This is a genomic window from Micromonospora sp. NPDC005367, from assembly GCF_040606825.1.
Classification (GTDB): Bacteria; Actinomycetota; Actinomycetes; order Mycobacteriales; family Micromonosporaceae; genus Micromonospora.
Window position 1 is genome coordinate 1 of record NZ_JBEXFP010000031.1, and the last position, 14,925, is coordinate 14,925.

Here is a 14,925-nt window from a genome sequence, read left to right on the forward strand (position 1 = left end):
GCGGTGGCCGTACGGCCACCGCGCCACCGTGGCGGTCGATCAGCTGCCGAAGAAGACCTCGGCCTCGGCGTACCGCTCCAGCGGCACGGTCTTCAGCTCGCGGGTCGCCTCGGCCAGCGGCACCCGGACGATGTCCGTGCTCTGCATCGCGACCATCTTGCCCCAGTCGCCCTCGTGCGCGGCGTCGATCGCCTGAAGGCCGAGGCGGGTGGCGAGGACCCGGTCGAACGCGGTCGGGGTACCGCCGCGCTGGATGTGGCCGAGCACGACCGTGCGGGCCTCCTTGCCGGTCTTCGCCTCCAGCTGCTCGGCGAGCCACTGGCCGATGCCCCCCAGGCGGACGTGGCCGAACGCGTCGAGCTCCTGGTTCTGCAGGACCATCTGACCCTCCAGCGGCTGGGCGCCCTCGGCGACCACCACGATCGGGGCGTACTGGTGCTGGAAGCGCTTCTCGACGTAGCCCGCGACCTGCTCCACGTCGAAGTTGCGCTCCGGCAGGAGGATCACGTTCGCGCCGCCGGCGAGGCCGGCGTGCAGGGCGATCCAGCCGGCGTGGCGGCCCATGACCTCGACGACGAGGGTGCGGTGGTGGCTCTCCGCGGTGGTGTGCAGCCGGTCGATCGCCTCCATGGCGATGTTGACGGCGGTGTCGAACCCGAAGGTGTAGTCGGTGGCGCCGAGGTCGTTGTCGATGGTCTTCGGTACGCCGATGACGTGCACGCCCAGCTCGTAGAGCTTGGTGGCGACCCCGAGGGTGTCCTCGCCACCGATCGCGATGAGCGCGTCCACGCCCTGCTCGGCGAGGTTGTCCTTGATCCGCTCGACGCCGTTCTCAATCTTGAACGGGTTGGTCCGGGACGAGCCGAGGATCGTGCCGCCGCGCGGCAGGATGCCGCGGACCTCCGCGATGCCGAGCGGCTTGGACAGACCCTCCAGCGGGCCCTTCCAACCGTCCTGGAAGCCCACGAACTCGTGACCGTACGTGGCCACGCCCTTGCGGACCACCGCACGGATGACCGCGTTGAGACCAGGGCAGTCGCCACCGCCGGTGAGCACGCCGATACGCATGATCTGCTCATCCTCCTGGAGCGTCAGGTGAAGCCCGATAAGCCCCAGGTTAGGTGTCGGATCAGACATCGGCGCCGTTGCCGGCCCGGGGCGGGCCGTCACTGCGCACTGTAGTCCGCCCGCCTCGGCGGCGACAGCGCGCCCCGCGTGGTCCGCCCGGGAACGGGGTGTTCCGTGCCGGACCTCCCGGTTTCCACCTCGCCCGCCGCTGGTCGTCGCGCCCGGTCACCCACCCGGTCAGCAGGGTTCGTCACCGTCGGTGGCGAGGCGCCCTCAGCCGGCGGTCATCGCTCGCCAGCGGGCCAGGTTGTGCCGCGCGTCGACCAGCGCGTCGTGCCGGGCCGCCTCGGCCTGCGGCAGTGGCGGTCGGCCCCGGTCGTCCCAGAGCTGCCGCAGCTCCTTGGTGAACCGCGGGATCTCCCGGGGCAGCGCCGGCATCGCCCCCCACAGCTGCGCCAGCACCACGTGGTCGTACGCGGCGTACCAGGCCCACAGCTCGATCTGTTCGTTGGGACGACCCCGGATCGGCTCGACCAGGAAGTCGTACAGGTCGTCACGGATGCGCTCCCGGGAACGCCAGGCACGGTCGGCCGGCGAGGGCAGCCTGTCCAGCACGTTGCGGCGGACCCACGGGATCGCCCGGGAGTCGTCGAACTCGGTGGAGACGGCGTAGAACTCGCGGCCGTTCTCGTCGACGACGCCGATCGAGACGAGGTCGACGACCTTGCCGTCCTCGATGAACTCGCAGTCGTAGAAGTAGCGGTAGACCATCACCGCCATCCTCGCCCACCGCCGGTTCGCGGCGCCGCCCGGGGCCCCCGCCCGGGGTTTCGCGCCCGCGGCCGGCCCCGGGCGCGAAACCCCTCGCCGCGGCCGGCCACGACCGGGATCGTCCCGAATCCCGCACGGCCGGCCGCGGCCGGGGCGCCCCTCCCCAGGCCCCGCCAGGCGCATCCGCCACCCCACCTTGCCGGTTGCCGCAGCTCGGGACTGTCACGGAAGTGATTTGAGGGGTGTACAGCAAGCGACACGACCGTCATGATCTGATGTGTACCGCTTACCGGCGCCGAACCGGTGTCAATTCACCTGCCGTACAGGCCCGTCAGGTTCACCGGTGTGCGAGTTGTGGTCCTTGACCGGGGAGGGGTTGGGCCGTGGAGGGGGTTCGCCTTCCGGAGCCGGGTGACGCGCTCACGGGCGTGGAGATGTTCGCCGGGCTCGAGCCGGAGGTACGGCAGCGGGTCATCGCGGCCGCCGTGCCGCGCACGTACCGCAAAGGCCAACTGCTCTTCGTCGAGAACGATCCGGGCGAATCACTCATCGTGCTGCGCCGCGGCGCGGTCGCCGTCTTCCGCACCGCTCCGACCGGTGAACGCGCGGTGCTGTCGGTCATCCGCCCACCGGACGTACTGGGCGAGGTCTCCCTGTTGGACGCCTCCACCCGTTCCGCCTCCGCCGAGGCGATCGAGGACTGCACCGCGCTCGCGCTCTCCCGGGGCGCCTTCATGGAGCTGGTGCACTCCAACCCGCGCATCCTCGACGCGGTGATGCGCTCGCTCGGCGGGCTGATCCGCCGTCTCACCGAGCAGAACGCCGACCACGTCTTCCTCGACCTGCCCGGCCGGGTGGCCAAGACCCTGGTCAGGTTGGCCGGCGAGAGCCAGGCTCCGATGATCACCATCGAGCTCAACCAGAGCCAGCTGGCGGAGATGGCCGGTGGCTCCCGGCAGAGCGTCAACCAGGCGATCGGGTCGTTCGCCAACCGGGGCTGGCTGCGTACCGAGGGGCGTCGCATCGTGGTGACCGATGTGGCCGCGCTGCGCCGGCGCGCCGGCATGAACGACCGCTGACGCCGGCCCCGCCGCGCTCCTCGCGCCGGGCAGCCGGCACCCGGCACCCGGCACCGTCCCCATCGGACTCGGACCTGTCCGGCACGGACGGCACCGTCGAAACGACGGGTGGGGCCGGCGAGCACCCGCCCGCCGGCCCCACCCGTCGCTACTCAGTTGCCGGTGTCGTCGGCCGGCGGGGCACCGGGCCCCGGGCCGATCTTCGTAGGATCGGTCGGCTTGGGCGACGTGGGCGTGGTCGTCGTCTCTCCCGACCCGCTCGCCTGACCCTCGGGCTCTTCCACCATGCCCTGCTCCTCCAGCTCGGCGAGAATGACCGCGTCGACGTCGATGATGTCCCCCGCAGCCCACTGCCTGCCAGCCGGATCGGTCCACGGGGCGGACAATCGCACCTGCACGGCACTCTCCTGACGTGAAACTTCTTGGTACGGAAGACTAGCCCCGACCGATCGGTCGGAGGGCCCGCCCGCACGTCGGGTACCCGACTGGGTCGTACCGCCGCGATACTGGGCTCTCTCGCGTACGGAGCTGGACATCGAGCTGAAGTGTGGACACTGCGCGCGAACGGCTGGACCGGACGACCGCTTCTGCGGCGGGTGCGGCCAGCCGCTCGCCGTGAGCTGCGCTCAGTGCGGGCACGCCAACAGCACCGAGGTCAACTTCTGCACCAGCTGCGGGCACCCGCTGCGCGACCACGTCGTCACCGTCCAGGAGGACCGGCGGCAGGTCAGCGTCCTCTTCGTGGACATCGTGGACTTCACCGCGTACGCCGAACGGGCCGACCCGGAGCAGGCCCGTGGCCTGCAGCAGACGTACTTCGCCACGGTGCGGCGGATCGTGCACCAGTACGGCGGGGTGGTCGAGAAGTACATCGGCGACGCGGTGATGGCGCTGTTCGGCGCGCCGGTCGCCACCGACAACGACGCGCTGCGGTGCGTGCGCGCCGGCCTCGAGCTGCAACGCAACCTGGCCCGCCAGCCCACCGGTCCACAACCGGCGCTCGGCTTCCGGGTCGGCATCGCCACCGGCGAGGCACTGGTCGACCTGTCCGCGACCCGGGACGGCGGTCAGGCGTTCGTCACCGGCGACGTCGTCAACACGGCGTCCCGGTTGCAGTCACTGGCCCCGTCCGGTGGCGTCGTGGTCGACGAGGCCACCTGGTCGGCCACGCGCCACGAACTCGAGTACGCCGACCAGCCGCCGGTCACCCTGCGCGGCCGCTCGGCGGTGAGCCGCATCTGGCTGGCCGTCCGGGCCAGGCCGCACCGCGACCCGCACACCGCCGAGCTGACCCCGATGGTGGACCGGGAGCACGAACGCGGCCTGCTGGTCAACGCGCTGCACCGGATGGTGAATGAGCGCACGTCGCAGCTGGTGACGGTCTTCGGCCCCGCCGGGGTGGGCAAGAGCCGGCTGCTGCGCGAACTCGCCCGGCACGCCGGCAGCCTGCCTGGGCCGCCGATCACCTGGCTCGTCGGGCAGTGTCCGCCGTTCGGCGAGAACGTCACGTGGGCGGCGCTCACCGACATCGTGAAGAGCTGGGTGGGGATGCCGGGGGCCGACGACCCGGTCGCGCTGCGCGACCGGCTGCGGGCCCGGCTGGGTCAGCTCGCCGACCCGCACGCCGTACGGCTGGCCGAGGCGCTCGGCCCACTGCTCGGCCTGCCGGGGGAACGACTCACCCTCGTCGAGACCGAGGCGGCGTGGCGGCGGTTCCTGCTCGCGCTGGCCGCCGCCGGGCCGACCGTGCTGGTCTTCGAGGACATGCACTGGGCGGACCAGACACTGCTCGCCTTCGTCGAGCAGCTGGGCGCGACGGCCCGCGGCGTGCCGATGCTGGTGGTCGCGACCGCCCGGCCGGAGCTGCGGGAGCGGCAGCCGGCGTGGACCGGCACGATCAGCGGCGCCATGTCCATCTCGGTGCCACCGATGCACGACTCCGACATCGACACCCTCTACTCGCTGCTGCTCGGCAAGGCGACGCTGCCGGCGACGCAGCGCACCCCGCTGATCGAGTTCGCCGACGGCAATCCGCTCTACGCGCAGGAGTACGCCCGGATGCTGCTCGACGGCGGCCTTCTCGACGGGGTCGGGTCGGTCGGGCCGGTCGGCGGTGCGGAGATGCCTCGGACGGTGCAGGCGGTCATCGCCAACCGGCTCGACCTGCTGGACCCGGCCGACCGGGCGGTCCTGCAGGCCGCGGCGGTCGTCGGCGTGCAGTTCTGGGCCGCGCCGGTGGCCACCGCCGTCGGCCGGCCGGTGGCGTGGGTGGAGCGCGCGCTGGACCGGCTGCAACGCCGCGACCTGGTGTACGAGCAGCCCAGCTCCACGATGCCGGGACATTCGGAGTACCGGTTCCGGCACGTCCTGGTGCGGGACGTCTGCTACCAGCGGCTGCCGCGGGCCGAGCGGGTGCTGCGCCACCACCACACCGCCGACTGGTTGGAGCAGCTCGCCGACAGCCGGCACCACGACCTGGCCGAGGTGCTGGCCAACCACCGCTGGGCGGCGCACGAGATAGCCCGCACGGTCGGCGTGGACACCAGCCCGTACGCCCTGCCGGCGCGCGGCGCCCTGCACCGGGCGGCCCGGCGGGCGTACGAGCTGCACGCGCTGGACACCGCGGCCACGCTGGTCGGCCGGGCGCTCGCGCTGGACCTCCCGCCGGATCCCGCGCTGGAGCTGTTCGACGCCGAGCTGGCGTTCTACCGCGACGGTGACGCGTTCCTGGTGGCCGGCGGCACGGACACGCTGGCCCGGCTCGCCGAACGGCTCAGCGACACCGGCGACCGGACGGGCGCCGCACGGGCCTGGACGCTGCTGGCCACCGCCGCCTGGAGCCGGGCCGATCGTCCGGCCACCCTGCGCTTCCTGGACCGGGCGATCGGTCTCTACGCCGAGCTGCCGGACAGCCAGGAGAAGGCGGGGGCCCTGCTGGAACTCGCCCGGGTGCACATGCTCAACGCGGAAACCGAGCCGGCGTGCGCGGCGGCCCGGTCCGCGGCCGAACTCGCCGAGCGGCTGCAGCTGCGGGAGGCGCAGGCCAACGCCCGGATCACCCTCGCGGTCGCGCGCTACATAACCGGGTCCGGCGACGCGTACGCGGAGCTGGCCGAGGTGACCGAGGACTGCCGGGTGGCGCGGCTGGCCAGCCGCCGCCGGGCGGTGCAGAACCTGGCCTGGGCGTTGCAGGAGGAGGGGGACCTGGCCGGGTCGGCCCGGCTGGTGGACGAGCAGCGGACGCTGGACCTCGGCGGTGAGCACAGCATCGCCACCAGCTTCGAGGATCAGTGGGCCCGGGCGTACTACGCGGGCGAGTGGACGTCGGCGCTGGCCATGGCGACGGAGTCGACGCGCCGCCCGACGGCGGAGTGGGACCTGCACATCGTGGCGGTGTCGGGGTGGATGCGTGGGCTGCGCGCCGCCCGGCCGGGCCGGGACATCGAGCCGGCCGGCGACGGCGCGGACCTGGTCGAGCAAGCGGTGCTCGCGGCCCGCCGCAGCGGCTTCCACCGGGTGTTGCGCTCCACGCTGGCGCACGCCGCGCTCTGCCGCGCGGTGGAGGGCCGCCGGGACGAGGCGATGGCGCTGCTCACCGAGTTGGACGAGGACTGGCGGCGGACCCAGATGATCCCGTTCGCCGAGTGGGTGCCGGCGGTCGGGCACGTCGCCGGGGTGCTCGGCTCCGACGCGGCCCGGCTGGTGCGGGACCTGCTGGCTCGGGCGCCCCGGATGACCCCGTGGGCTCGGGCGGCCGGCCAGGTGGCCGACGCCGTACTGGCGGGGTGCGCCGGCGACGCCCGTACCGCCGCCGAGCTGATGCGGGGCGCGGCGGCGAGCTACGCCCTGATGACCGATGTGACCGACGAGATCATCACGACGGCGCTCTCGGTCGGTCCGCTGTCGACGATCGATCCGGCCGGCGCGGCCACGGCCCGGGCCCGGCTGCACGAGTTCGCGGTACGCAACGACGCCGTCGGGCTGCTCCGGTTGGCCGGCGCCGGGTGACCTGGGTCAGGCGGCCACCGGTTCGGCCGCGGCGGGCGGCTGGTTCTTCACCTTCTGCGCGTACACGTCGACGTACTCCCGGCCGGAGAGTTCCATCAGCTCGTACATGATCTCGTCGGTGACCGCACGCTCGACGAAGCGGTCGCCGGTCATGCCGCGGTAGCGGGAGAAGCCCAGTGGCGTCCCGAAGCGGATCCGCACCCGGGCGATCTTCGGGATCAGCCTGCCGGGCGGCTGGATCTCATCGGCGTTCAGCATCACCACCGGCACCACCGGCGCACCGCTCTCCAGGGCCAGCCGGGCCACCCCGGTCTTGCCCCGGTAGAGCCGCCCGTCCGGCGACCGGGTGCCCTCCGGGTAGATGCCGGCGATCCCGCCGCGCCGGAGCACCTTGAGCTGGGTGTCGAGCGCGGCCCGGGCCGCCCGCCCGCCGGAGCGGTCGACGGGAATGGTGCCGGTGCTGACGAAGAACATCTTGGTCAGCCAGCCCTTGACTCCCTTGCCGGTGAAGTACTCGGCCTTCGCGACGAAGGTGACCTTCCGCCTGACCATCAACGGGGTGAAGATCGAGTCGGAGAAGGAGAGGTGGTTGCTGGCCAGGATCACCGGACCGGTGGCCGGCACGTGGTGCAGCCCCTCCACCTGCGGACGGAAGACCACCCTCAGCAGCGGGCCGAGGAGGACGTACTTCATCAGCCAGTAGAACACCGGCGTCCCTTCCCAGTGGCGGTGGCGGGGTCGCCCGGCCGCTCGGCCTGTCGGTCAGGAGGCCGGCCGGTCGTCAGGTGAGAAGCCTACGAAGCGCAGGCACCGCCCACAACGATCGATCAGGCTCGTTCGGAAGTTCGGCACGGCGGGCAGCCGGGTGGCGAACCGGCGGCGGAGGATCGCTCCGGCCGGCTGTGGTCGGCGACGACCGGCGGTACGCCTGCCTGGTGCTTCGCTGCGATCATCGGCGCATGGACGCCGCCCGGTACCGTTGCGCACTTCTCGGCCCGCACCCACGAGCCGGGTACCCGTCGCCGGCCGCAGCTGACGGTCGATCGAGGCATGGTCGACTCGGCTCCGCGGAAGCCGCGGCGGCCGACTCGCCCGGGCCGGCCGACTCGCCCGGCCGACGGCGACGAGCCGGATCAGCGACGAGCCGCGGGTCGTCCCGGCGCATTCCGCCCCCTCCCACCTCCTGACGCCCTCCGCACAAACGGACATACGACCCCGCCCGCGACCAGCGGCACGCCCGCCGAGTTTGGAAGACGCGACACAACGCACTCCCGCAACAGGGTCGTGACGTGTCACGATTCAAAGCACGGCGTGCGAGTCGCGCCGAGGGGCTGGGGCGGCCGCGCCGAAGGCGCGTTGAGGAGGGTGTCCGGTGACAGCGGGTGGGGCCCGCCGGGGACGGCGGGACAACGGGCTCGACGCGAGCGAGTACGCGATCGCCGGCGACGTGGATCCACGCGTCGGCGAACACCTGCTGGACGTCCTGGCCGCCGGTGGTATCGCCGCGTACCTCCAGCCGTCGGCCGATCTCAACCCGGTCACCCGCACCACCACGGTGCCGGCCCGGCCGGTGGACCGCCTCTACGTCGACCGTTCGCATCTGACGACCGCCCGCGACTACCTGAGCCAGCTCGCCGACGAGGGCCCGCCGGAGCAGTCCCGCCCCGACGAACCCGACATCGACGCGGAGTGGGCCCGGATCGTGGCCGGCTTCCACACCACGCCCGCCGCCGGCGCCAACCCGTGGCCGGCGGCCGAGGACATCGACGAGTCCAGCGGCCCGACCGGGGGCCCACTGGCCCGAACCGGCACCGACGAGACCGGCCCGACCGCTACCGACGTCCGCCGCCTGCCGTACGCGGCCGACATCTCGGGCGTGTCGCTCGGGCGCTCCGACCGGCACGACGAGCCGTCGCTGCTCGACGGGCTGGACACCTTCGGCGCCGACCTGCCGGACGACGAGGACGACCGCTACACCCCGCCTCCGCCGCCGCCACTGCCCCGGATCTCCAAGTACGCGGTGGTCGGCGTGCTCGCCGTGGTGGTCGGCTTCGTGCTCTTCCTCTTCCCGTCGTTGCTGCCGGTCGACCGTTCGATGGTCACGCTTGTCGGTTTCATCGGCATCCTCGCCGGTTTCGTCACGCTGGTCTGGCGGCTGCGTCCCGGCGGCGACGAGGACGACCGCGACCCGGACGACGGCGCGGTCGTCTGAGCGGTCGGTCACCCGGAGGTAACGGACCGCATTCCGGGACGGCGGTCGCCCGCAGCGGACGCGTGAGTGGTGTAACTTACGGTCAGTAGGAATACCGCTGTACGTCACGTCCCTCCGCTGACTGACCGGTTTTTCCTTCCTCGTGGCGGTCAGTCCCCTGCTGATCGGAATGCCCGAGATGCGACATAGTTCACTGGTGGTGGTGGCCAACCGCCTGCCCATCGACGACAACGCCGCCCCCGACGGCGCCTGCGAGTGGCGGCGCAGCCCCGGCGGGTTGGTGAGCGCGCTGCACCCGCTGCTGCGGCACACCCCCGCGACCTGGGTCGGCTGGGCCGGCGGCACCGGAGCCGCCCCCACCCTGCCCGACGTCGACGGCGTGCGTCTGCGCGCCGTCCCACTCACCGCCGAGGACCAGCGCGACCACTACGAGGGGTTCGCCAACTCGACCCTCTGGCCGCTTTACCACGACGCCGTCGAGCAGCCCGAACACCACCGGCGCTGGTGGGAGGCATACCAGCGGGTCAACCGGCGGTTCGCCGAGGCCGCCGCGGACGTCGCCGAGCCGGGCGCGGTGGTCTGGGTGCAGGACTACCACCTGCACCTGGTCCCCGGCCTGCTCCGGGCGATGCGACCCGACCTGCGCATCGGCTTCTTCCTGCACGTGCCGTTCCCGCCGCCGGAGCTGTTCATGCAGCTCCCCCGCCGGGCCGAACTGCTGCGCGGGATGCTCGGCGCCGACCTGATCGGGTTCCAACGCGTCCAGGCCGCGCACAACTTCGCGCAGCTCGTGGCCAAGGTGCTGAACCTGCCCGCCACGGACCGGCGGATCGGCGTCGGCGACCGGGTCGTACGCATCGGCGCGTTCCCGGTCTCCATCGACACCGCCGAGATGGCCGCGCTCGCCACCCGTCCCGACGTCGCCGCCCGGGCGCAGCGGCTGAGGCAGGACCTCGGCCGCCCTGAGCGCGTGATCCTCAGCGTCGACCGGATGGACTACACCAAGGGCATCGAGCAGCGACTCAAGGCCTACAGCGAGCTGCTGGCGAGCGGGCACGTCAAGGTCCGCGACACGGTGCTGGTGCAGGTCGCCGTGCCGAGCCGGGAGCGGGTCGGGCAGTACCAGATCCTGCGGGAACGGGTGGAGCGCGAGGTCGGCCGGATCAACGGCGAGTTCGGCCGCGTCGGGGAGCCGGCGATCCACTACCTCACCCAGCCGTTCGACCGGGCCGAGCTGGCCGCCCTCTACCGGGTCGCCGACGTGATGGCGGTGACCCCGCTGCGCGACGGGATGAACCTCGTGGCCAAGGAGTACGTGGCCGCCCGGGTCGACGACACCGGAGCACTGCTGCTCAGCGAGTTCGCCGGAACGGCCGCCGAGCTGTCCCAGGCGTACCTGGTCAACCCCCACGACCTGGAAGGGCTGAAGGAGGGGCTGCTCGCCGCGCTGCGCGCCGCCCCGGCCGACGTGAGCAGACGGATGCGGGCCATGCGGGCGCACCTGCACGAGCACGACATCCGGGCGTGGGCGCGCTCGTACCTCAGCGCGCTGGACGAGACCGGCCCGCTGGTGCAGCGGATGGTGACCGCGACGGACGCCCTGCCCACCCAACCGGCCCGCTCCTCCGCCCGGGTCGAGCACCAGCCGGGCGGCTGACCCGGTCAGCGCGCCGCCGGCTCCTTCTCCAGCCAGTCCAGCAACGCGTCGACCGGCTCGCGCCAACGCGCGTCGAGCATCAGATCGTGCCCCATCCCGGGGAAGAGCAGCGGCGCCGAGCCGTAGCGGCGGGCCACCCGGTTGAGCGCGGCGGGCGGCACGACCCGGTCGTCGGGGCTGCCCAGCACCAGCACCGGCGGGTCCCCGACCGGCGGCTCCAGCTCGGGACGGGAGAGCAGCTGCCACTGGGCCCGCCGGCTCGCCCGGCCCAGCGCCGACACGTACCGCCGGGCCTCCGTGTCGGGCAACTCACGGCTGAACAGCTGCGCACGGCTGAGCCGCAACCGCCCGCCGAACGCCGCGGGCAGGGTGCCCGCCGGGTTGCGGCGCAGCGCCGCGCCGAGCGTGCCCCAGCCGCCAAAGACCGGCGAGGCCAGCACCGCCGCCCGGGCCGGATAGCGGGCCAGCGCGTGCGCCACCACGAGCGCCCCGGCGCCGTGCCCCACCAGCACCGCCTGGCGTGGCAGGCCCGCGGCCACCTGGACCACGTCATGGACGTACGACCGCAGCGACGTCCGCGGCGCGGCTTCGCTGCCACCGTGCCCGCGCAGGCTCAGCGCGTGCGCCGGGAACCCACGGGACACGGCGTGACTCAGCCAGTGCTCGGCGAACGCCCACGCCCCGTGTCCGAAGCCCGGTACGAAGAGCAGCGGCGGACGCCCCTCCTCCAGCTCCGTAGTCGCGCTGACCACCTCGCGCCGGACCGGTCGGACCGGCCGCGCCCACTCCTGCCCCCGAATGATCCGGACATTGCTCACGGATTCAGCCCTTCGTTCGCGACCGCGGGGCTCGCAGGCCCGCTGTGCCCGCTCACTTGCCCTCCAGGGAGTCGAGGGCGCGCTGGACGGCGCGCAGGTAGTCCACGTGGCCGACCTCGAACCAGTGCCGGGTGCTGTCCTTCACCGGGCCCGAGTAGCGCTCTCCCGCCCGGGCCTGGACGGTCGCGGCGAACGCGGCCGCCCGATCGGGGTGGGTACGGCGCAGCTGGAGCAGCCGGGCGAACAGCACAGCCTGCCAGTGCGCCAGCGTGAACAGACCCGAGTCCGGCTGGAGCAGGCCGACCACGGCCAGCGTCGGGTGCCCCGGCGCGAACGCGTTGAGCCAGAGGTTGGGGCGGCCGGTGCCGGAATCGTCGCCGAGCACCACCGGGTCGAGGAAGTCGAAGCGCGGCAGGTAGCCCGTGGCGAAGACGACCAGCTCCGGTTCGATCTGCCGGCCGTCGGTGAGCTGCACGCCGTACGGGCTGAAGCGGGCGACGTCCGGCACCGGCGTGATCGCGCCGTGCCCCACGTGGTAGACGAGCTGGCTGTTCGCGATCGGGTGGGTCTCGTACACCCGGTGGTCCGGCTTCGGCAGGCCGAAGCGGGTCAGGTCGCCGACGGTGAGCCGCAGCGTCGAGTGGTAGAGCCACTGCCGCATCCGCAGCGGCACCCGCAGCGCGAGCAACGCGTCGTTGACCTGGTCGGCGGGACGCCCGAGGACGTACTTCGGGGCGTACCAGTAGCCGCGCCGGGTGGAGTGCCAGCACTGGGACGCCTGCTGCGCCGCCTCGACGGCGATGTCGCAGCCGGTGTTACCGGCGCCCACCACCAGGACCCGTTTGCCGCGCAGTTGGGCCGGATCCTTGTACGAGGACGCGTGCATGACCTCGCCGCGGAACTCCTCCAGCCCCTCGTAGCTCGGCAACTTCGGCGACCAGTTGTGCCCGTTGGCGACCACCACGGCCGCGTAGCGGGAGGTGCGCTCGGGGCCGTACCCCCCGGTGCTGCGGGTGGTGACGTCCCAGCCCTCCCCCTCGACCGGTTCGACCCGGATCACCTCGGTACCGAACCAGATGTGCGAGCGCAGGTCGAAGTGGTCGGCGTACCGCTCGAAATAGGCCAGCAGCCGGCTGTGGTGCGGGTAGTCCGGCCAGGAGTCCGGCATCGGGAAGTCGGGGAACTGGGTGAACGGCCGGGACGAGATCAGGTGCGTGCTGGCATAGACCGGGCTGCGGTCGTGCCGCCAGTTCCACGCGCCGCCGACGCCGGTCTCCCGCTCGTAGCAGTCGACGCCGAAACCCTGTTCCCTGAGGTTCTTCATGGCGGTCAGGCCGCTGGCCCCGGCGCCGATCACGCAGACCGTTTCGCCCCGGTCGGAGACCGGACGGCCGTCGCGGCTCAGGGCGAGCGTGGTCGCCTCCGGATCGGGCCGGTCGGTGGAGGTGGACACCGGAACATCTCCTTCGTGCGGCACGGGCGCCGGTCGCCGCGAAATCCTCTCCACATCGGAGCCGGTTGTCCAGCCCTGGCGCGTACCGCGTGGTCGTGCCCGCCACCGTGTGCCGGCGCGGTGGCGCCGGCGTGGCCGGACGGTCTCAGCCGGTGACCGGCAGCAGCAGGTCGACCAGGACCGGGAAGTGGTCGCTGGCCCGGCGGGTCTGCGCAGTGTCCACCACGTCGTAGTCGACCACGGTGATCCGCGGGTCGACGAAGAGCGCGTCGATCCGCCGGCGGGGGTCCGCGCAGGAGTAGGTGAGCCGATCGGCGCGGTCGGCCGCCACCGCCGCGTCGGTGAGCCCGTGGGCAACGGCGGCCCAGGCCGGCCCGTCCGGTCCCTCGTTGAGGTCCGCGCCGGCCACGACGGGCGTGGCCGCGGCGTCCAGCTCCCGCTTGAACAGGGCGGCCTGCCCGGGACGCTCGGCCGGATCGGTGGACAGGTGCGACCCGGCCAGGGTGAACCGGGCGCCGCCGGGGACCACGCAGTCGGCGTACGCGGCGCCGCGCAGGTGCCGCCCCGGGGTGAGCGGGAACTGCCGGCACCGGGTGGCGAGCACCCGGACCCGCAGGCTGGTCAGCAGCAGATTGCCCATTGCGGGCAGGCCGCCACCGGCCACCACCAGGCCGAACGACTCGGCGAGCGCGGCCGACTTGTGCCGCCAGCGGAACCGCCGCGGCCCCTCCTGCACGATCACCACGTCCGGGGCCGCGCCGCGGACCACCGCGGCCAGCGCGGCCACGTCGTCGCGCTGGCCGTGGACGTTGTACGACACCACGCGCAGCGGCACACCGGAGCTCTCCGTCACGGCGTCCCGCCCGCCTACATCCGCCGGGCCAGGTCCGCGGCGCCGATGACGCCCGCGCGGTTGCCCAGCTCGGCCGGGCGGATCTCGGCGACCGGGAGCCGGCTGCGCTGGGCGAGCGATTCGAGGTAGGAGCGCCGGGTCGGGCCCATCAGCAGGTCACCGGCCTCGATCACACCGCCGCCGACGACCAGCACCTGCGGGTCGAGGATCTGGGCCATGTCCGCCAGGCTGGTGCCGAGCCAGCGGCCGACCTGCGCGAAGACCTCGATCGAGACCGGGTCGCCGCCCTTGGCCGCCGCGGTGACCATCGGCCCGGTGATCGCCTCGGCCTCACCGCCGGCCAGTTCCAGCAGCGCCGCGGCCCGGTCCGGCTCCTGTCGGGCGGCGGCGCGGGCGAAGCGGACCAGCGCGCTGCCGCTCGCGTACTGCTCGATGCAGCCGAGCCGCCCGCAGCCGCACTGGTGGCCGTCCGGCACGGTCAGCATGTGGCCCAGTTCGGCGGCGATGCCGTGCGCGCCGCGGACCAGCTGGCCGCCGAGCACGATGCCGCCACCCACGCCGGTGCCGATGGTGAACATGACCATCGAGTCGTCGGCGTGCCGGGCGGCCCCGTGGCGGAACTCCGCCCAGGCGGCCACGTTGCCGTCGTTCTCAACGATCACCGGCAGGCCGCAATTGTTGCTGACGTAGTCGCGCAGCGGCTCGTCGCGCCAGGCCAGGTTCGGGGCGAAGAGCACGGTGGAGCGACTGGCGTCGATCCAGCCCGCGGCACCGACGCCTACGGCCTCGATCGACCGGCCGGCGGCGAGGTCGCTGACCAGGTCCGTGATGACGTCCCGGGTCTTGGCGACGTTCTCGGCGGGGGTGTCCCGTCGGGCGTGCACGAGCACCTTGCCGGTCTCGTCCACGACACCGCCGGCGACCTTCGTGCCACCGACGTCGATCCCGATGGTCAGCGTCACCGCTGCCGCTCCCCTCTGCTGTGCTGCCCCGCCCGCGCCGGCAG

At 73.1% G+C, this 14,925-nt stretch carries 12 protein-coding genes; 4 read left to right on the forward strand and 8 right to left on the reverse strand.

All coding sequences use genetic code 11. The annotated features are described in order from the left end of the window. Positions 1-39: 39 nt before the first annotated feature. Complete coding sequence (locus ABZS42_RS20880) at positions 40-1,068, reverse strand: 6-phosphofructokinase (RefSeq protein ID WP_076468299.1); 1,029 nt, start codon at positions 1,066-1,068, stop codon at positions 40-42. 273 nt (positions 1,069-1,341) lie between these two features. After that, on the reverse strand, positions 1,342-1,839 hold the full coding sequence (locus ABZS42_RS20885) for a polyadenylate-specific 3'-exoribonuclease AS (RefSeq protein ID WP_355147749.1): 498 nt from the start codon (positions 1,837-1,839) through the stop codon (positions 1,342-1,344). A gap of 434 nt (positions 1,840-2,273) precedes the next feature. On the opposite strand from ABZS42_RS20885, the gene ABZS42_RS20890 reads away from it, so the two are divergent. Further along, a complete protein-coding gene (locus ABZS42_RS20890; RefSeq protein WP_355147751.1) occupies positions 2,274-2,918 on the forward strand; it encodes a Crp/Fnr family transcriptional regulator in 645 nt (214 codons plus the stop codon). 152 nt (positions 2,919-3,070) lie between these two features. Here ABZS42_RS20890 and ABZS42_RS20895 read toward each other — a convergent pair whose 3' ends face one another. Next, complete coding sequence (locus ABZS42_RS20895; RefSeq protein ID WP_355147651.1) at positions 3,071-3,316, reverse strand: hypothetical protein; 246 nt, start codon at positions 3,314-3,316, stop codon at positions 3,071-3,073. Between the two features lie 142 nt (positions 3,317-3,458). Here ABZS42_RS20895 and ABZS42_RS20900 point away from each other — a divergent pair, with 142 nt between their 5' ends. Next, on the forward strand, positions 3,459-6,926 hold the full coding sequence (locus ABZS42_RS20900) for an adenylate/guanylate cyclase domain-containing protein (RefSeq protein ID WP_355147753.1): 3,468 nt from the start codon (positions 3,459-3,461) through the stop codon (positions 6,924-6,926). 6 nt (positions 6,927-6,932) lie between these two features. Here ABZS42_RS20900 and ABZS42_RS20905 read toward each other — a convergent pair whose 3' ends face one another. Next, complete coding sequence (locus ABZS42_RS20905; protein WP_355147653.1) at positions 6,933-7,634, reverse strand: lysophospholipid acyltransferase family protein; 702 nt, start codon at positions 7,632-7,634, stop codon at positions 6,933-6,935. A 664-nt stretch (positions 7,635-8,298) separates the two neighbouring features. Between ABZS42_RS20905 and ABZS42_RS20910 the strand changes: the two genes are divergently transcribed. Both ABZS42_RS20910 and ABZS42_RS20915 read left to right on the forward strand, forming a co-directional pair. Beyond that, on the forward strand, positions 8,299-9,138 hold the full coding sequence (locus ABZS42_RS20910) for a DUF308 domain-containing protein (protein WP_355147655.1): 840 nt from the start codon (positions 8,299-8,301) through the stop codon (positions 9,136-9,138). 178 nt (positions 9,139-9,316) lie between these two features. After that, positions 9,317-10,795 (forward strand): trehalose-6-phosphate synthase, encoded by a 1,479-nt coding sequence (locus tag ABZS42_RS20915; protein WP_355147657.1) that lies wholly within the window; start codon positions 9,317-9,319, stop codon positions 10,793-10,795. A 5-nt stretch (positions 10,796-10,800) separates the two neighbouring features. On the opposite strand, the gene ABZS42_RS20920 is transcribed toward ABZS42_RS20915, so the two are convergent. The 4 genes from ABZS42_RS20920 to ABZS42_RS20935 all read right to left on the reverse strand — a co-directional run bounded on the left by ABZS42_RS20920 (position 10,801) and on the right by ABZS42_RS20935 (position 14,881). Continuing rightward, positions 10,801-11,613 carry an alpha/beta fold hydrolase gene (locus ABZS42_RS20920; RefSeq protein WP_355147659.1) on the reverse strand — a complete coding sequence of 271 codons (813 nt, stop codon included), beginning with the start codon at positions 11,611-11,613 and terminating at the stop codon, positions 10,801-10,803. Positions 11,614-11,665: 52 nt separating this feature from the next. After that, positions 11,666-13,066, reverse strand: coding sequence for an NAD(P)-binding domain-containing protein (locus ABZS42_RS20925; protein ID WP_355147661.1), 1,401 nt, complete (start codon positions 13,064-13,066; stop codon positions 11,666-11,668). Positions 13,067-13,211: 145 nt separating this feature from the next. After that, a complete protein-coding gene (locus ABZS42_RS20930; RefSeq protein ID WP_355147663.1) occupies positions 13,212-13,919 on the reverse strand; it encodes an endonuclease/exonuclease/phosphatase family protein in 708 nt (235 codons plus the stop codon). Positions 13,920-13,933: 14 nt separating this feature from the next. Beyond that, positions 13,934-14,881, reverse strand: a complete 948-nt coding sequence (locus ABZS42_RS20935) for an ROK family glucokinase (protein ID WP_355147665.1) — start codon at positions 14,879-14,881, stop codon at positions 13,934-13,936. Positions 14,882-14,925: the final 44 nt, after the last annotated feature.